The sequence below is a fragment of the Flavobacterium hydrocarbonoxydans genome (assembly GCF_009789235.1).
Classification (GTDB): domain Bacteria; phylum Bacteroidota; class Bacteroidia; order Flavobacteriales; family Flavobacteriaceae; genus Flavobacterium; species Flavobacterium hydrocarbonoxydans.
The window spans coordinates 43,746-60,519 of the sequence record NZ_WSTB01000013.1 but is presented as its reverse complement, the minus strand read 5'-3'; the positions used below and the strand labels follow the sequence as shown (position 1 = coordinate 60,519).

General features: G+C 35.5%; 16 protein-coding genes. 12 read left to right on the top strand and 4 right to left on the bottom strand.

Features of this window, described 5'->3' with window-relative positions:
* The first annotated feature begins 88 nt into the window (after window positions 1-88).
* A complete protein-coding gene (meaB, locus tag GON26_RS18905; RefSeq protein WP_160376335.1) occupies window positions 89-1,186 on the top strand; it encodes a methylmalonyl Co-A mutase-associated GTPase MeaB in 1,098 nt (365 codons plus the stop codon).
* 81 nt (window positions 1,187-1,267) lie between these two features.
* Here meaB and GON26_RS18900 read toward each other — a convergent pair whose 3' ends face one another.
* The 3 genes from GON26_RS18900 to GON26_RS18890 form a co-directional block, all read right to left on the bottom strand.
* On the bottom strand, window positions 1,268-3,202 hold the full coding sequence (locus tag GON26_RS18900; RefSeq protein WP_160376334.1) for an LTA synthase family protein: 1,935 nt from the start codon (window positions 3,200-3,202) through the stop codon (window positions 1,268-1,270).
* Window positions 3,203-3,400: 198 nt separating this feature from the next.
* Window positions 3,401-3,628, bottom strand: a complete 228-nt coding sequence (locus GON26_RS18895; RefSeq protein WP_160376333.1) for a hypothetical protein — start codon at window positions 3,626-3,628, stop codon at window positions 3,401-3,403.
* Window positions 3,629-3,790: 162 nt separating this feature from the next.
* A complete protein-coding gene (locus tag GON26_RS18890; RefSeq protein ID WP_160376332.1) occupies window positions 3,791-5,173 on the bottom strand; it encodes an MATE family efflux transporter in 1,383 nt (460 codons plus the stop codon).
* 778 nt (window positions 5,174-5,951) lie between these two features.
* Here GON26_RS18890 and GON26_RS18885 point away from each other — a divergent pair.
* Window positions 5,952-6,467, top strand: coding sequence for a hypothetical protein (locus GON26_RS18885; RefSeq protein WP_160376331.1), 516 nt, complete (start codon window positions 5,952-5,954; stop codon window positions 6,465-6,467).
* Between the two features lie 183 nt (window positions 6,468-6,650).
* Here GON26_RS18885 and GON26_RS18880 read toward each other — a convergent pair whose 3' ends face one another.
* Window positions 6,651-7,523: a PPK2 family polyphosphate kinase gene (locus GON26_RS18880; RefSeq protein ID WP_160376330.1), complete on the bottom strand. Its 873-nt coding sequence runs from the start codon at window positions 7,521-7,523 to the stop codon at window positions 6,651-6,653.
* Between the two features lie 204 nt (window positions 7,524-7,727).
* On the opposite strand from GON26_RS18880, the gene GON26_RS18875 reads away from it, so the two are divergent.
* From GON26_RS18875 to GON26_RS18830, 10 genes are all read left to right on the top strand, one after another.
* Complete coding sequence (locus tag GON26_RS18875) at window positions 7,728-8,198, top strand: hypothetical protein (protein ID WP_160376329.1); 471 nt, start codon at window positions 7,728-7,730, stop codon at window positions 8,196-8,198.
* Between the two features lie 164 nt (window positions 8,199-8,362).
* Window positions 8,363-9,199 (top strand): DUF6929 family protein, encoded by an 837-nt coding sequence (locus tag GON26_RS18870; RefSeq protein ID WP_160376328.1) that lies wholly within the window; start codon window positions 8,363-8,365, stop codon window positions 9,197-9,199.
* A gap of 144 nt (window positions 9,200-9,343) precedes the next feature.
* Entirely contained in the window at window positions 9,344-10,024 is a 681-nt protein-coding gene (locus tag GON26_RS18865) for a CPBP family intramembrane glutamic endopeptidase (RefSeq protein WP_160376327.1), read from the top strand.
* A 222-nt stretch (window positions 10,025-10,246) separates the two neighbouring features.
* Window positions 10,247-10,747, top strand: coding sequence for an RNA polymerase sigma factor (locus GON26_RS18860; RefSeq protein WP_202110902.1), 501 nt, complete (start codon window positions 10,247-10,249; stop codon window positions 10,745-10,747).
* 2 nt (window positions 10,748-10,749) lie between these two features.
* Window positions 10,750-11,703, top strand: coding sequence for a hypothetical protein (locus tag GON26_RS18855; RefSeq protein ID WP_160376326.1), 954 nt, complete (start codon window positions 10,750-10,752; stop codon window positions 11,701-11,703).
* 36 nt (window positions 11,704-11,739) lie between these two features.
* Window positions 11,740-13,905: a vWA domain-containing protein gene (locus GON26_RS18850; protein WP_160376325.1), complete on the top strand. Its 2,166-nt coding sequence runs from the start codon at window positions 11,740-11,742 to the stop codon at window positions 13,903-13,905.
* 47 nt (window positions 13,906-13,952) lie between these two features.
* A complete protein-coding gene (locus GON26_RS18845; RefSeq protein WP_160376324.1) occupies window positions 13,953-14,660 on the top strand; it encodes an SIMPL domain-containing protein in 708 nt (235 codons plus the stop codon).
* A 42-nt stretch (window positions 14,661-14,702) separates the two neighbouring features.
* Window positions 14,703-15,290: an LURP-one-related/scramblase family protein gene (locus tag GON26_RS18840; protein ID WP_160376323.1), complete on the top strand. Its 588-nt coding sequence runs from the start codon at window positions 14,703-14,705 to the stop codon at window positions 15,288-15,290.
* Window positions 15,291-15,402: 112 nt separating this feature from the next.
* Window positions 15,403-16,119, top strand: coding sequence for a 3-ketoacyl-ACP reductase (locus tag GON26_RS18835; RefSeq protein WP_160376322.1), 717 nt, complete (start codon window positions 15,403-15,405; stop codon window positions 16,117-16,119).
* A 108-nt stretch (window positions 16,120-16,227) separates the two neighbouring features.
* On the top strand, window positions 16,228-16,737 hold the full coding sequence (locus GON26_RS18830; protein WP_160376321.1) for a hypothetical protein: 510 nt from the start codon (window positions 16,228-16,230) through the stop codon (window positions 16,735-16,737).
* Window positions 16,738-16,774 lie beyond the last annotated feature (37 nt).

Genomic DNA, 16,774 nt, shown 5'->3' with positions numbered 1-16,774 from the left:
CTCTGTCCCTTTGTTACTTTGCACCTAAAAAATCCTTTTTTGAAACTGTTTTTGTTTTCTGTACTTTTACATTACTAAAAAGTACACTTTGTCAACTTCAAAAAAGCAACCAAGCCATTTACAAGAGAAAGCTGGAATTTCACCTCCTGAAATTATCAATACTGCTGCTATTCATCACATTCAGAAAAACAGAAGGATGCAACCCACTGCTGAGGAATTAATTGACGGCATTTTAAATGAAAACCGAACAGCACTTAGTCGTGCCATTACTTTGGTGGAAAGTACCAATACTGAACATTTAGCTAAAGCTAATGAAGTCATCAAAGGTTGCTTGTCACATGCTAATAAATCGGTTCGAATTGGTATTACAGGTGTTCCGGGTGTTGGAAAAAGTACTTTTATAGAAGCTTTTGGAAAACACTTAACAGCTTTAGGAAAGAAAGTAGCCGTTCTGGCTGTTGACCCCAGCAGTACGCTTTCGCATGGCAGTATTTTGGGCGACAAAACCCGAATGGAAGAATTGGTAAAAGATGAGAATGCTTTTATCAGACCAAGCGCATCAGGAGAAACTTTGGGTGGTGTGGCAAGAAAAACCCGCGAAACCATTATTCTTTGTGAAGCCGCAGGATTTGATACCATCATTATCGAAACGGTAGGTGTTGGACAAAGCGAGACTGCCGTTCACAGTATGGTAGACTTTTTTTTACTACTAAAAATTTCCGGCGCCGGCGATGAACTACAAGGCATTAAACGCGGTATTATGGAAATGGCCGATGCCATTGTCATCAACAAAGCCGATGGTGATAACATCAAAAAAGCCAATCAGGCCAAACTGGAATTCAACCGGGCTCTACATTTATTTCCTGCCAAAAAATCGGGATGGGAACCAAAAGTAACGACCTGCAGCGCTATAACCAAAGATGGAATTGCTGAAGTTTGGGAAACGATTTCGAGTTATTTTGAACAAACTAAAGAAAGTGGTTACTTCCTAGAAAACCGAAAAGACCAAAATCATTTCTGGATGCTGGAAACGATCAACGAACAACTGAAAACGCAATTTTACAGTCAACCCGACATTATATCACAATTGGAACAAAACAAAAAAGCAGTGCAAAACGATGAAATTTCACCATTTGCAGCTGCTCAGAGTTTGTTAAAATTATATTTTAACAAGGGCTCAAAGTAGCAAAGGTTCAAAGGAACAAAGTTTTTATCTTCTTTCTCCTTTGAACCTTTGTATCTCTGAACCTTTGAACCTGAAAAAATATTATTTCCTTCTCAACTTATATTTCCCTTCCAAATACAAATTACCCGCTGTCACCACGTGTGCTAAAGCATCTTTGGCTAATTCTTCGTTTAATTTTACAGGAACTAAGGTTGTATCGTTTTTGATTTCGAATTGCAGGGGTTTCAAATTGGGCTGCATGATGACAACCTGATTTTCGACTCTGAAAGCATTGATGTCATTAAACTGCATGATTGATCTTCCCTGTGTTTTTGGATCTAACTGATTTAAATTTCTACCCACCATTGGGGTTTCAAAAGGAATCCCTAAATAGCTTAATAATGTTGGCGGAATATCGATCTGGCTGGCTAATTTACTATACACCGCACCTTTAGGAACATTTGGTCCCATGATGAAAGCCGGAATATGAAACTTGTTTATTGGCACTAAATTCTTTCCGTAGGTTCTGGTGTTGTGATCTGCGATAACAATAAAAATGGTGTTCTTGAAATACGCTTCTTTTTTAGCCATTTCGAAGAATTTACCAATAGAAAAATCCGCATATTTCATGGCATTGTTTACCGTTGCCGCTTTTTTATCGTAAGGTTTAATTCTTCCAGCCGGATATTCAAAAGGTTCGTGATTAGAAGTTGAGAACATTAAAGAAAAGAAAGGCTTATCACCTTTTGATTTAAAATATTCATTGGCTTTCGTTACCAAATCTTCATCCGAGTAACCCCAGGTTCCTTTAAAGGCATATTTTTTTCCATCTGAATCAAAATCATCCTGATCAACAATATCCTGAAAACCGTTCCCGTTGAAAAACGAGGCCATATTATCAAAATTTGCCATTCCGCCATAAATAAAACTGGTGTCAAATCCTTTTTCTTTCAGGGCAGCTGCCAGAGTAAAAAAGCCTTGCTGGGAGTTTGGTAATTTTACCACGCTTTCTGAGGGCGATGGTAAAAATCCGGTTACTACAGCTTCTATACCTCTTACACTTCGGGTTCCGGTGCAATATAAATTGGTAAATAACAATCCTTCTTTTGATAGTTTATCAAATTCAGGCGTTAATTTTTTTCCACCTAAAATACCCACATATTCGGCGCCTAAACTTTCCTGTAGAAAAATAACCAGATTATATGGCTTTTTCATCACTGAATCGGGCTGCTGTACATGAAGAAACGGAATATCAGCAGCTGTAAAACCGCCTGGTCCGGCAACCATGTATTTTTTTACACGGGCAATAGCCTCGGCTTCGTCCATTTTGCCGTACATCTTGGTGTTTCCTTCGTTTTTGATTGAATATGCTGCATACGCAACGGTATAAAACGAATTCAGTCCCAAGGTATTGGTTAGCTGATCTGTGGAGAAAACCGCATTACTGGCATTAATAGGGCGTTTTGAAGTCAGACTCGAACGTGCTCCAAAAAACAATAAAAAAGCAACTAATGGAAAAACCATCAATTTGAATTTATAATCTGCACTTGTGGTGTAAAAGAATTTCTTTCCTTTTTTAAAAGCCAGGTAAAGCACCCCAATAATAATTAAAAAAGTAATTATTATAGATACCAAATATCCTTTTAGAAGCATCCCTACTACTTCTTTCGGGTAAATTAAATAATCTAAAAAGATTCTGTTGGGGCGTGTATCGTATTGTTTTACAAAATCAGGCGATGCCAGTTCTACAAAAAGTATCAGAAACAAGAATAAAAAACTATAGATTACCAGAAAACTATTGGTAAATTTCAGCCATTTATTCGGCAGAAACGTAATTAAAGCGGCTGGCAGAAATGATAAATAACACAGTAAAATCAGATCCATACGGAGACCGATTGGAAAGATGTACCAGAAATCAGGTGTCTCTACTACCCTGTCTTTAAAAATAAAGAAAAGAAAGATCCGACTTAAAGTCGTAATCAGCAAACCGATTGTTATGAAATTAAAAATAGGTTTTAAAAAACTTAATTTTTTCATTGGGGGGATTTAAAAAATTATTTCATCTGTAGCGACGTACAATTGTAGAGATGCACTGCAGTGCGTCTCTACGGTGCGTCTTTATATTTTGTATTACAGGAGACGCACTGCAGTGCGTCTCTACGGTGCGTCTCTACGGTGCGTCTCTCTATTTTGTATTACAGGAGACGCACTGCAGTGCGTCTCTACAGTGCGTCTCTACTCTTCGTAACGGCCTATTTCTCTGTCGTAAAACTCATTTGCTTTCACAATCAGACCTTCCATTTCGGCATTTAATTCTGCTTCGTCCAGGTCTTCCGCTTCTTCCATAAACTCTACCTCATCGTCTTTTAGATTGATGATAAATCTTGGGTAATCCAGGTGAATGATGAAGATGTCATCCGGGAAATCAGTGTTGTCGCCAAGTAAAAATTTAGGTAATTCCATGTTATTGTATTTTATTAATTTTTAATTTAAAATGATGTGTCTTAAAATGTATATTTTCTTTCTAGCTCTAAAATTTTACCACAAATTGCACAAATTTCCACAAATTAATTTGCGCTAATTTGTGGAATTTGCGGTGACTATTAAATTTTGCAATTTTAAAATTTAATTATTCGCTGAATCAGTAATTAATTTCTTTGTTAGATAATGAAAGCGAATATACAAAAATACTGCAGCCGAAGTTAATCCTGCCAAAAGTCCGATCCAGACTCCCTCTGCTTTCCAGGGTGTGTGTTCTGAAAGGTAATAAGAAATCGGGAAACCAATTACCCAATAGGCTACAAAGGTAATGTACATTGGGATTTTTACATCCTGCAATCCGCGTAAAGCGCCTAATACTACTACCTGAATACCGTCAGAAATTTGAAAAACAGCCGCTATCAATAGTAACTTAGATGCAATACTGATTACTTCGTTGTTATCCAAAAGCTGCCCTCCGTTTTCCATATTCAGAAAGATATGAGGCAAAAACTGGTGGAATGCTACAAACAGAATCGCAAAAAAAGTTTCGATTATAATCGCCAGTAAAAAGATGGAGCGTGCCACTACTACCAGCTTTTTATAATCCATCAAACCTCTTTGATTGCTAACGCGAATCATCGATGTTACACTAAGTCCCATCGCAAACATAAAGGTCATCGAAGCCAGGCTCAATGCAATTTGATTGGCAGCCTGACTGGTTTTGCCAATGTTTCCGCAAAGCCAGATAGAGGCTGTAAACAGCACCACTTCGAAAAGCATTTGCATGGCTGATGGAAAACCAATATTTATTATTTTTTTCAGAGTTTCTTTTTTTATTTCATCGAAGCTGAAGTTGCTGAAAAAACGTTTCAGATCGTCTCTTCTGGACAGCATGATGTGCATGAACATGACCAAAAATATTCTTGAAATCACGGTTCCTAAAGCTGCCCCTATAATGCCCATTTTAGGAAAAAACCAGATGCCGTAAATCAATACATAATTGATTCCAACGTGCAGCACATTGGCCATAATCATGGCGTACATAGAGTATTTGGTTAGCGAAAGTCCGTCGGCAAATTGTTTGTATCCCTGATATACTATTAAAGGTATTAAGGAGAAAGCCACCCAATCGAGATAGGGTTTTGCCAATGCAATAACATCTTCTGGCTGTTGCAGCAGCTCCATTAAAGGTTTTGCCAAAACAATAACGCCAAAAAGCACTAGCCCTAAAATGCAGCATAAAAATAATCCGTGATGAAATGCCGAACGAATCTTACCATCATTTTTTTCGGCATCGCCTTCGGCCACTATGGGTGTGATGGCGGTAGAGAAACCAATCCCTAACGACATGGCGATAAAAATCATACTATTACCCAGCGAAACGGCGGCAAGTTCTGTACTGCCTAATTTGCCTACCATGATATTATCGACTATACCTATTAAGGTGTGCCCTACCATACCTAATATAATAGGATATGCTAATCTCATATTGTACCCGAACTCCTTTGTATACTGAGCTAAATTCACTTTTAATCTTTTTAGTCGGCAAATATACTCAGATGGTTTTAATTCTTGTGGATTATTAAAATTATAAGCCAACTTTAAGCTAAAAACACAATATTATGTTTGGGGAATGCCAAATTTGACGTTTTCTAATTATCATCTCCCTTAATTACAGAGCTTACCAACAAACTTACCGAGCTCGCCAACAACTTACGGAGCCCACTAACAAACTTACGAAGCTTACCAACTAACTTACGGAGCTCGCCAACAACTTTACGGAGCTCATTCTCTAAATTACGAAGCTTACTCTACAAACTACGGGGCTCATTCTCTAAATTACGAAGCGCATTCTCAAACTTACGAAGCTTACTCTACAAATTACGGAGCTCATTCTCTAAACTACCAAGCTTACTCTACAAACTACGAAGCTCATTCTCTAAACTACGGAGCTTACTCTACAAACTACGAAGCTCATTCTCTAAACTACGGAGCTTACTCTCTAAATTACGGAGTTTAATAATGGAAACGTTAATTGAATGATTGAATGTGACTTATGAAAACGGATAGCCCTAGCCCAGATAGGAGCGGCATCCTATTGTTGCGGGGTTCGCAACAATAGATATAGCGGATAGCTGGAAATAGCTCCTGAAAATGATTCTATTAAATTCCTACAATTCCCCTATTTACGGGGCTTAACAACCCTAGCTGCGATATTATGTAACAAATCCGGAAAATTATATAACATCTCACGAATACCTTGAGAGTACTTTTACAGTATAGAAATTCAAAAATATATACGCACATGAAAAATTTAAAAAACATCAGAACAGTTCTTTTCGCAGCCTTAACATTAGGTATTACTTCAATGGCTTCTGCACAAACTAGTGGAGATATTCAAAATTATGATCAAAAATTCAAATTAGGTTTCGGTATAAACGGAGGGTTGCCAACAGATAATGCCTATGATTGGGCACTGGGTGGTGATGTTAGACTACAATATGATTTATCTAAAAGAACATCTGTAACCTTAACAACAGGTTTTACGAACTTGTTTATGGGAGATGATGTTGATGATTTAGGATTTATTCCGGCAAAAGCAGGTTTTAAAGCCTTTATCTGGGAAGATCAGTTTTATGTATTAGGAGAAGTTGGTGCTGGTTTTGCAGTTACTAACGGGTATAATGATACGACACTTTTATGGGCGCCAGGTATTGGTTACGCAGGTAAAAACATCGATATTAGTGTACGTTACGAAGATTATCACAAATTCGAAACCAACCAGGTAGCACTTCGTGTGGCGTATGGTTTTGAACTATAAAAATAGGTTATTTTATTGGTTTTTTTGTTTTTGGTACAACCCGACAGTTATGGAATCTGTCGGGTTTGTTTTTTTTACGAAATAGTAAACCCGACAGGTTTTTAAAACCTGTCGGGTTTAATCGTAAGTGTAGAGAAAATTATCTCATTATCAAATTGACACATTATCTAATTCTCTCTATTTCTACTCCAATTGTTTTTTATACATTTCAAAATTGGCTTTTACTTTATCGTCTAGTTCTGGTTCTTTTATATCGGTGTGTTTTTGCATTTCTTCCCAGATAATTTTGGCTACAATATAGCGTGCCATTTCCTTATCATCGGCCGGAACAATGTACCAGGGAGCGTGTTCTGTAGCGGTTTTATTGATGGCTTCTTCGTAATATTGCTGGTATTCGTCCCAGTGTTCGCGCTCTTTGAGGTCGCCGGGCGAAAATTTCCAATGGTGTTTTTCTTCCTCCAAACGTCGCAGCAGGCGTTCTCTTTGCTCCTCTTTGCTCAGGTGCATATAAAACTTCATGACAATAGTTCCGTTTTGGGCAATGTGTTTTTCGAAATTATTAATTTGCTCGATTCTGTTTTCCCAGAAAGTCGGCGTAATATCATCAACCGATTCAATCCCCGGCAAATTCTCGCCCAAAATATATTCCGGATGCACGCGTGTAACCAAAACATTCTCGTAATGTGTCCGGTTAAAAATCGCAAACTTTCCTTTTTCCGGCAAAGCCAAATAATGTCGCCATAAATAATCGTGTTCCAACTCGGTAGAATTCGGCGTTTTGAAACTGTGCACCACCACCCCACGCGGATTAAATTCTTTAAAAACTTCCCGAATCAAACTATCCTTCCCCGAAGTATCCATGCCCTGCAGGCAAATCAAAACGCCGTATTTGTTGTGCGCATACATGACATCCTGCAAGTCGCTCAGTTTATTACGCACCTTATTCAGTTTTTCTTCCTTGTCTTCTTCGTCAGCATCTACTTGTAGTAAAGTCGGGATCTTGGCTAAGCTTATTTTATCTACAACTTTAAAATCATTCGGGTCTATCGATTTCATATATCTGAATTTTATAATTTGTAATATAAATATACTAATTTTACGAAGCAAATTCCTGCTATCCGTTACAAACATGTTCACTGAACACAAATTAAAATAAATATTAAGTGAAGTAATCTTTTGTGCCGAACCCCGGCACAAAAGGATTTTCACTTCTATCAGGGCTAGGCATTGGTTTTCATAATAACCTTTTATTATACTTTAATGAAAAAAACAATTCTGATACTTTTTCTTTTGGTTATGAATCAAGCCTTTTGTCAAAAAGATAATTCTGAAGAACAACTACCATATCAATATAAAATTTACAATAAATGTTTTGAGGACTTAAAACCAATTCAAGAAATTGAAAACAATCCTATTCTAAAAGTATTGACTTTTTGTAGTTTAGCACAATGTGAAATGGGCATTGAATATACAAAAGACCAAAAAGATATTCAGGAAGTAATTTTAAAAAGAGCCATTGAAATTTGTACCATTCTTTATAAAGAAGGAACTCCAGTATATTTGACAAATGGATTGGATAGTTTTTATGACGTTGAGCAAAAAAACCAAAATATAACTGATGACAATAATTTAATATACATTTCAGTTGCAGCATGTACATCAACAAGTGCTTTGCAAAAATTTAAAAAAAATGTTAATGAACAAACAATGAAATTAATCAATAAAAAATAAGTCAAAACCAGTTTAATATCTGCAAACCTATAAACACAATCTTGTCATTCCGGAGGAATCTCTATGTGTAAAAATTTAGCAAGCATGAGATTCCTCCGGAATGACAAACTTTGCGACACAAAACATTCACTTAAAAATAAAAACTAGAATTTCATAAAACAACCATGGAAAAATTCACATTAGAAATACTCTTTCAAATCATCGGAATCGGTTCTGCATCAGGGCTTTTTCTTACTAACAATTCTCTTTATATTATTGGCGACAATAGTGGTTATCTGTACGAATACAATATGGAAAACCAGCAATTAAGTCATCATCCTTTAATAGATAATCCGTCGCAAAATATTCCGAAAAACATAAAACCTGATTTCGAATCGATCACACATTACAACGATACTTTGTATGTTTTTGGTTCCGGTTCTACCGAACACAGAAACCGAATGATCGAGTTTGATTTGAAAACCAAAACCATTTCCCAGAAAAACGATCTGATAGATTTATATGCGCTAATGCAAAATTTCGGTTCCATAAAACCCGAAGATTTTAATCTGGAAGGTGCCATCTTTGATGGCGAAAACTGGTATTTATTCAATCGCGGTAACGGAATTTCGAACAAAAACACGATTTTTACCATTCACGCCAAAAAACTAAGCGAAGAATTTGCAATGGTCGCAACCAATTATAAATTGCCAAAAATAAAAGGCGTTCGTTCTAGTTTTACCGATGCTATTTTGGTCGAAGACAAAATCTATTTCCTCTCTACTGCCGAGGACACCCAATCTACTTACGACGATGGTGAAGTATTAGGAAGTTTCATTGGCCGCATCGACCTTGCCACCATGAAGATCGACTACACTCAAAAAATCACCTCAACCAATAAATTCGAAGGTCTGACTTTCTACAAAAAATCAAATGACAAAATCGAGTTTTTGCTTTGTGAGGACAATGATACGGAATTGTTGGAGACTAAGGTTTTTAAGTTGAGCTTGCCGGTTAGGTAGGTTGTTTCACGGAGATGCGCAAAGTTTACACAGAGAGTCACGAAGAAATAAATAAACTTTGTGTCTCTCTGTGATTTTTTTGTGAATCTCTGTGAAACAAATATTAAATAAAATAAAACGTAACCCAAACCCACTATTATCCAAATGCAAGAACCCAAATATTCATCCAAAAAACCATTATTAATTACTGGTATCCTGCTTTCTGTACTTCTTCCTTTAGTGGCAATTGGTTCTAATTTATTATTCAAAAAATTAGGTTTTAGTTTTGAAACTCAATTTTACATTTCGAGATTTACAATTTGGTTTTCATTGCTTCTATTATTGTTATATTCGCTGAAAATAGAAAAACAACCTTTACTTATCTGGAAAGAAACGGAATATCCTTTTTCTTTTTTTACCATAGCGCTATTCAAAACTTTCTTAAAATTATTTCTGGCAGTTCTAGCAACTGGTCTTTTAATGCTTTTGTTTAAAAATCCGGCAGAAAGTGCTATTCTAAAAAAAACTTTGGCACTTTTTAAAAGTAATTTTTTATTGCTTTTTTTCACTTGCGTAACAGCCGGCATTACCGAAGAATTAATTTTTAGAGGTTATTTATTACCCCGCTTAGAACTACTGTTCAAAAACCGAACGTTGGCCATAATTCTCTCCAGTATTCTTTTTGGACTTTTGCATTTTGGATATGGAACTTTATTTAATATCGTGGGCCCAATCGTCATCGGGTTGGTATTTGCATTGCAATACGAAAAATACAGAAACATTAAGATTGTAATCCTTTGTCATTTTCTTTGGGATCTTTTTCTTTTACTCGCTAAAGCGCGTTAAAAATAAAAAACGCATATTAAACTATAATTGTATCGTAAAGACGCACTGCAGTGCGTCTCTACAGTACATCAATAAATATCCTGTAATCAGTCATTTACAAAATAATTTAAATTATTTTTACATTTATTTCAACCCCGTCCCAACCTTTTTTACTTTTCAGCTCTCTTTAGTATAAAGACAACCATTGTGATAAACGAAACGCTAATTTCTAACTGCAAAAAAATGAACCGTGATGCTCAGCGTCAGGTTTATGAGCACATGGCTCCCAAATTGTATCGTCTTTGCAAACGATACCTTAAGAAAGAAGAAGAAATTGAAGAAGCTTTGGCTGACGCTTTCTATACTGTTTTTACCAAATTGGATCAACTGAAGGAAGAAAAAGCTTTTGAGGCCTGGGCCAGAAAAATAACAGTCAACCATTGTCTGGCAACGATTAAAAAGCACACTAATTTCAATATGTATCTTGATGATGTCAAGGAGCTTTCTCAGCCTTTTATAGATGAAATTAATGCTTTAGAAGAAGAAGATTTACTCAATTTACTCAATCATATTCCGGAAGGCTGCAAAACTGTTTTTAACCTTTTTGTCATCGAGGGTTTCGGTCATAAAGACATTGCGAGCATGCTCAATATTTCTGAAGGCACATCAAAATCACAACTGAATGCTGCCAAAACCAAGCTCAAGGATTTAGTAAATAAATTGTATTATCAAAAAGCAAAATAGTCATGGACAATCAAGATAAATTATTCGATAAATTTAAGGAGGCTTCACATAACGCCGAAGCCAAAGACTTTCCAGCAATGGAAAAAGTCTGGTCGCGTGTTGAAGACAAACTCGACAAAAAAGAAGATAAAAAAACCATTTCGTTATGGAAGAAAATTGCTGTAGCAGCTTCTCTTTTATTAGTGATTTCGTTAGGTTCTCAGTTTTTGAAATCAGACAAAACCACTAACATTGAGAATCCAACTGTTGTTACAAATGAAAAATCAAAAGACCGGGTGGCAAAACCTGCTTTAGAGCAAAATGATGCAATTGTTTCCTCATCAGAAATAATTCCGAAGGCAGAAGCCACTCAGATTTTAGAAAAACAACTCAATCGAGAACCAGTTGCCGTAAACGAAATTAGAAGTGACAATAGCCCAGTTATGAGTTATGAAGCATCACCAGTAGTAGATCAAATTGCTGTGCCAGTTCAAGCTGCGCCTGAATATGAAGCTGAAGAAAATAATAGTTCTCTAAAAGAAAAAACGGCCTCCGAAAGTCATTACTTTCAGGCAAAAAAATCGGCTTCGTATGAATTAGCAAAAAGCGAAAGCCAGGCACAGATGTCCAGAAAAAGTAAACCTTTGGTTGTCCTTAACGGAAATGCAATTGCACATAGTGATGATACCAAAAGAGACAAAATGATGCAGGATGAATTGCCTAATTTAAAACCTGAGAATGTAGAATCATTAGTCATATTAGAGGATCCTTTGTATATCATCGATGGTGTTTATTATTCTGAAAATGACTTATTTGGCAACAACCCAACAAGTCCTTATGCACCTTTAGACAAACAAGACATTAAAACAATGACCATCCTTCAGGACCTGGAAGCTACTTCAAAATATGGCGAAAAAGGAAAAAAAGGAGTTGTCATTATCACTACTAAAAACGGAAAACCAGCTTTAAAGAAATAGCTAAATCCTAAACATTAATCTTAAAAATTTACCATCATGAAAAACGTAAAACTTATTTCATTAGCCCTTACTATGCTTATATGTTTCGTAACAATGGCACAGGAAAAAACCATTACCGGAATCGTTTCTGATGAAACCAGAATGCCAATTCCCGGTGCGAACATCACCAATCAAAACACTAAAAAAACAGCAGTAACTGATTTTAATGGAGCGTACAGTATTCAGGCACAAAAAGGAGATCTTTTGGTTTTTGATTATATTGGGTATAAATCGCAAAGACAAAAAGTACAAAATTCAAATACCATAAACATAAAACTGCTTCCTGCTTTTCAAACACTTAATGAAGTGGTAGTTGTGGGTTACGGAACTTCTTCTGATGAATATGAAGATACGAGTTACCGTTCATCCAAAAGGAAAGATAAAAAATCTGGTTCTGAAATGCTTCAGGGTCGAGTTGCAGGTCTTGCAATTTCACCAGGATATGTTCAAACTTCGCCAAGTCAAAATGTTGTTATTCGTGGTGTAGCCTCAATTTCATCCAAAAATGAACCTTTGTACGTTATAGATGGTGTTCCGGCAAAAGCAGATCAGATTGCTCAAATCAACCCTAGTGATATTGAGGAAGTAAAGGTTTTAAAAGAGGCTAACGCAACTGCTATTTACGGCAGCAAAGCTACTAATGGTGTTATTGTAATTGATACTAAAAACGGAATCTACAAAAACCTTTCGGAAAAAGAACTTCGTGAAAAATTAATCAAAATAAATCCCGTTCAGCCAGTAGAACCAACTCAGGAAGATTATAATGCTTTTGTAGAAAATGCTTTCGAAAGCCCAAAAACAGCACCACTTTCTACTTTTTCTATTGATGTTGACAATGCTTCTTATACCAATGTGAGACGTTTTATCAATAACGGGCAATCGGTTCCGAAAGACGCCGTTCGTGTCGAAGAAATGGTGAATTTCTTCAAATACAATTATCCACAGCCAAAAGACGAAAATCCGTTTTCTATCAATACCGAACTGAGTGAAAGTCCGTGGAATACCAAAAATCAAATCTTTAAAATTGGTTTACAAGGAAAAAACATTCCGACCGATGATTTACCGGCTTCTAATTTGGTGTTTTTAATTGATGTTTCGGGTTCGATGAGCGATATGAACAAATTGCCTTTACTAAAACAATCGATGAAAATTTTGGTAAACGAATTGCGTTCAAAAGACAAAGTTGCGATTGTCGTTTATGCCGGAGCTGCAGGACTGGTCTTGCCTCCGACTTCGGGTGATGAGAAGAAAACAATTATAGCCGCATTAGACAATTTAAACGCTGGCGGAAGCACTGCTGGTGGAGCTGGAATAAATTTGGCTTATAAAATTGCTACTGAAAACTTTATAAAAAGCGGCAACAATAGAGTGATCTTGGCTACTGATGGCGATTTTAATGTGGGCGATTCTTCGAATACCGACATGGAAAAACTAATTGAAGAAAAAAGAAAATCAGGGGTTTTCCTGACTGTTTTAGGCTACGGAATGGGAAATTACAAAGACAGCAAAATGGAAACCCTAGCCGACAAAGGAAACGGAAATTATGCGTATATCGACAATATTCAGGAGGCAAATCGTTTTTTAGGTAAAGAATTTAAAGGTTCGATGTTTGCCATTGCCAAAGATGTAAAAATCCAGATTGAATTCAACCCAAAACAAGTTCAGGCGTACCGATTGATTGGTTACGAAAACAGAAAATTACGTGCCGAAGATTTTAAAAACGATGCAATCGATGCAGGCGAATTAGGAAGTAATCATACTGTTACGGCTTTGTACGAAATCATTCCTGCCGGAGTAAAAAGTGATTATTTGGCCACTCAGCCTGATGATTTGAAATACACTCAGGTTGAAGCAACAAAAAACAATTATACGAATGAATTGGCTACGATAAAATTCCGTTATAAAAAACCTGATGGTGAGAAAAGCATTGAAATGGTTAACGTAATTGAAAACAAAGCGGTTACCTTGCAAAATTCCAGTGATGATTTAAAATTTAGTGCTGCCGTGGCCTGGTTTGGATTGAAATTGAGAGATTCTAAACTCATTACAAACAAATCTTCTGAAGATATTGTAAAATTGGCCAGACAAGGATTATCAAACGACACCGAAGGTTACAAGGCGGAATTTATTCGATTGGTTGAAACTTTGAAAGAGGTTTATTAGTAGAAATTTATTTACATTTGACTCATCAATACCTAATTCCCTATTTTATGAAAACATTCTTTTATTTTATATTTATTATTTTTCCAGTTTTAACATTTTCACAAGATAAAAAAACAATTGACAAACCTTTTATTGAAGTTTCTGGTCAAGCTGATACTTTGGTAATGCCAAATAGAATTTGGATTAGTGTTATACTTACTGAAAAAGATTCAAAAGGAAAAAAATCTGTAGAAGATTTAGAAAAAGCAATGATTCAAAAATTGCAAGAAATAGGAATTGATGTGGAAAACAATCTAAGTATGACTGATATGTCAAGTAATTTTCAAAATTATTTTTTAAAGCAAACTGATATTTTAAAAGCGAAATCATATTCAATTTTAACAACCGATGCAAAAACCACTTCAAAGGTATTTATTGAATTAGAAAAAATTGACATCTCTAATGTTCGTATTGAAAAAATAGAAAATTCAGAAGAAAAAAAGATTCAACTTTTAATTAACGGTAAAGCTATGGAAAGTGCCAAAAAAATTGCGGAAAGTTTTGTAAAACCTTTGAATCAGAAAATTGGAAACGCTTTGCAAATCAGTAATTTTGAAGATATTTCAAATCAACTTGCAGGACGAGTTAATGGAATACAAATTAGAGGAGCAAAATCAATTAGGTATTATGACCAAAGCGAAAGCAAACAACCTAGCGTTGAATTTAAAAAAATAAAAATTTCAAGTACCGTTCAAGTTCGATTTCTATTAGAATAATTTTAAAGAATATATTACAAAATCATTTATAACTAAAATTTAATGAACCCTATTTTAAACCAGAATTTATTTCTTGTAAAAGAACATGTTGGCATGTTTAAGGCTGCTAACAATTATGATATTTACAATCCCGAAAGCAACCAAATTATCATGAATTGCCGTGAGAACAATCTTGGCTTTTTCACCAAAGTATTGCGATTTACCGATTATAAAAGAATGACACCTTTTAATGTTGAAATTACAACAGCCTCTGGCGAAAGATTGATTTCTGTAAAACGTGGTGTTGCTATTTTTCGTTCTACTGTTGAAGTTTTTGACGAGAAAGAGCGTTTGGTTGGTACTTTCAAACAAAAATTCTTTTCGTTTGGAGGAAGATTTGAAATTCTGGACAAAAACGAAAAACCTGTTTGTACGCTTCAGGGAAAATGGACAGGTTGGGATTTTAAATTCAGTCATGAAAATAAAGAATTGGCTCAAGTATCTAAAAAATGGGCTGGAATGGGCAAAGAATTATTTACAAGTGCTGATAATTATGTACTTCATATTGAAGAAAATGTAGCAGCAGATTCTCCGTTAAGACAATTGATTTTAGCAGCAGTGATGTGTATTGATATGGTTTTGAAGGAATAAAGAAGTTGTTAAACTTAGATTAAGAAACCTTACAAAAGCATCATTTTAGGAAGCAAAAACCGTATTTTTGTGTAACTAAAATGATGCTTTTTGCATTTCTAAAAATAAAATCATGACGGACTTAAAAAATAAAAATGCCCTTATCACGGGAGCTGGAAAAGGAATCGGAAAAGCTATTGCGCTGGCTCTGGCTAAAGAAGGTGTAAACGTAATTTTGATTTCGCGAACACAATTTGACGTAGATCAATTAGCTATTGAAATTGAAAATTTTGGTGTTAAATCATTAGCGCTTTCTGCTGATGTATCAGATATAAATTCGGTAAATGCTGCGGTTGAAAAAGCATTATTACAATTTAAAAACATTGATATTTTAATCAATAATGCAGGAATTGCTTCTTTTGGTAAATTTATGGAACTGGAACCGGCAGATTGGGAAAAAATTATTCAGGTTAATTTAATGGGAACTTATTACACTACCCGAGCCGTATTGCCCAATATGATTGAAAGACAATCTGGTGATATTATCAATATTTCTTCGACAGCCGGATTAAACGGAAATGCTTTGACGAGTGCCTACAGCGCTTCGAAATTTGCCGTGATGGGATTGACAGATTCTTTGATGCAGGAAATGAGAAAACACAACATTCGTGTGACCGCCTTGACGCCAAGTACAGTTGCAACGGATCTGGCAATTGACTTAAAACTGACTGATGGAAATCCAGAAAAAGTGATGCAGGCTGAAGATGTTGCCGAATTGATTATCGCTCAACTGAAATTAAACCGTAGAGTTTTTATAAAAAACAGCAGTATTTGGTCGACGAATCCTTAAAACATTAAATCTCAAAAATTAATCCCGATAGCTATCGGGACCAAATTCCAAGTGATGCAAAAATTGGAATTTGGAATTTTAATATTGGAATTTTAAAAAATTAATATGATGGAACAATATTTAAGGCAATTAATTTCGATTGCATTTACAGATAAAAAAGAAATCTTCACTGGTTTTTTGATTGATTATTCAGATGATTGGATTTTGTTGAAAAACAATCCGATTGATTTTGTATTGGATGGTTTTGTGATTTTGAAAAACAAAAACATCGAAGCGATCGAAAGAGACGAAGAACTTGAATTTAACGAAAAGGTGATTCGCCTGAAAGGTTTAAAGACAAATGCGGAGGATATTATCCCTATTCGGGATTTGAGTACGATTTTGAATTACGTTCAGAATAAATACGGTCTTTTTCAGATTGTGAAAAAATCACCAAAATCGGTTTATTTAGGAAAATTGATTGAAGTAAACGAAGAAATACTTACTATTGATTTCCTGGACATTCGAGGTCAGTTTGGTGGTGAATTAAGTTTTAATCCTGAAAAAATCAGAGTCATAGAATTTGATACTGATTACATCAATTCACTGAAATTGTTTGTTGATGAGAATGAGAAGTAAAAAAAAGCCCTTTAAGAAATTTTAAAGGGCTTTGATT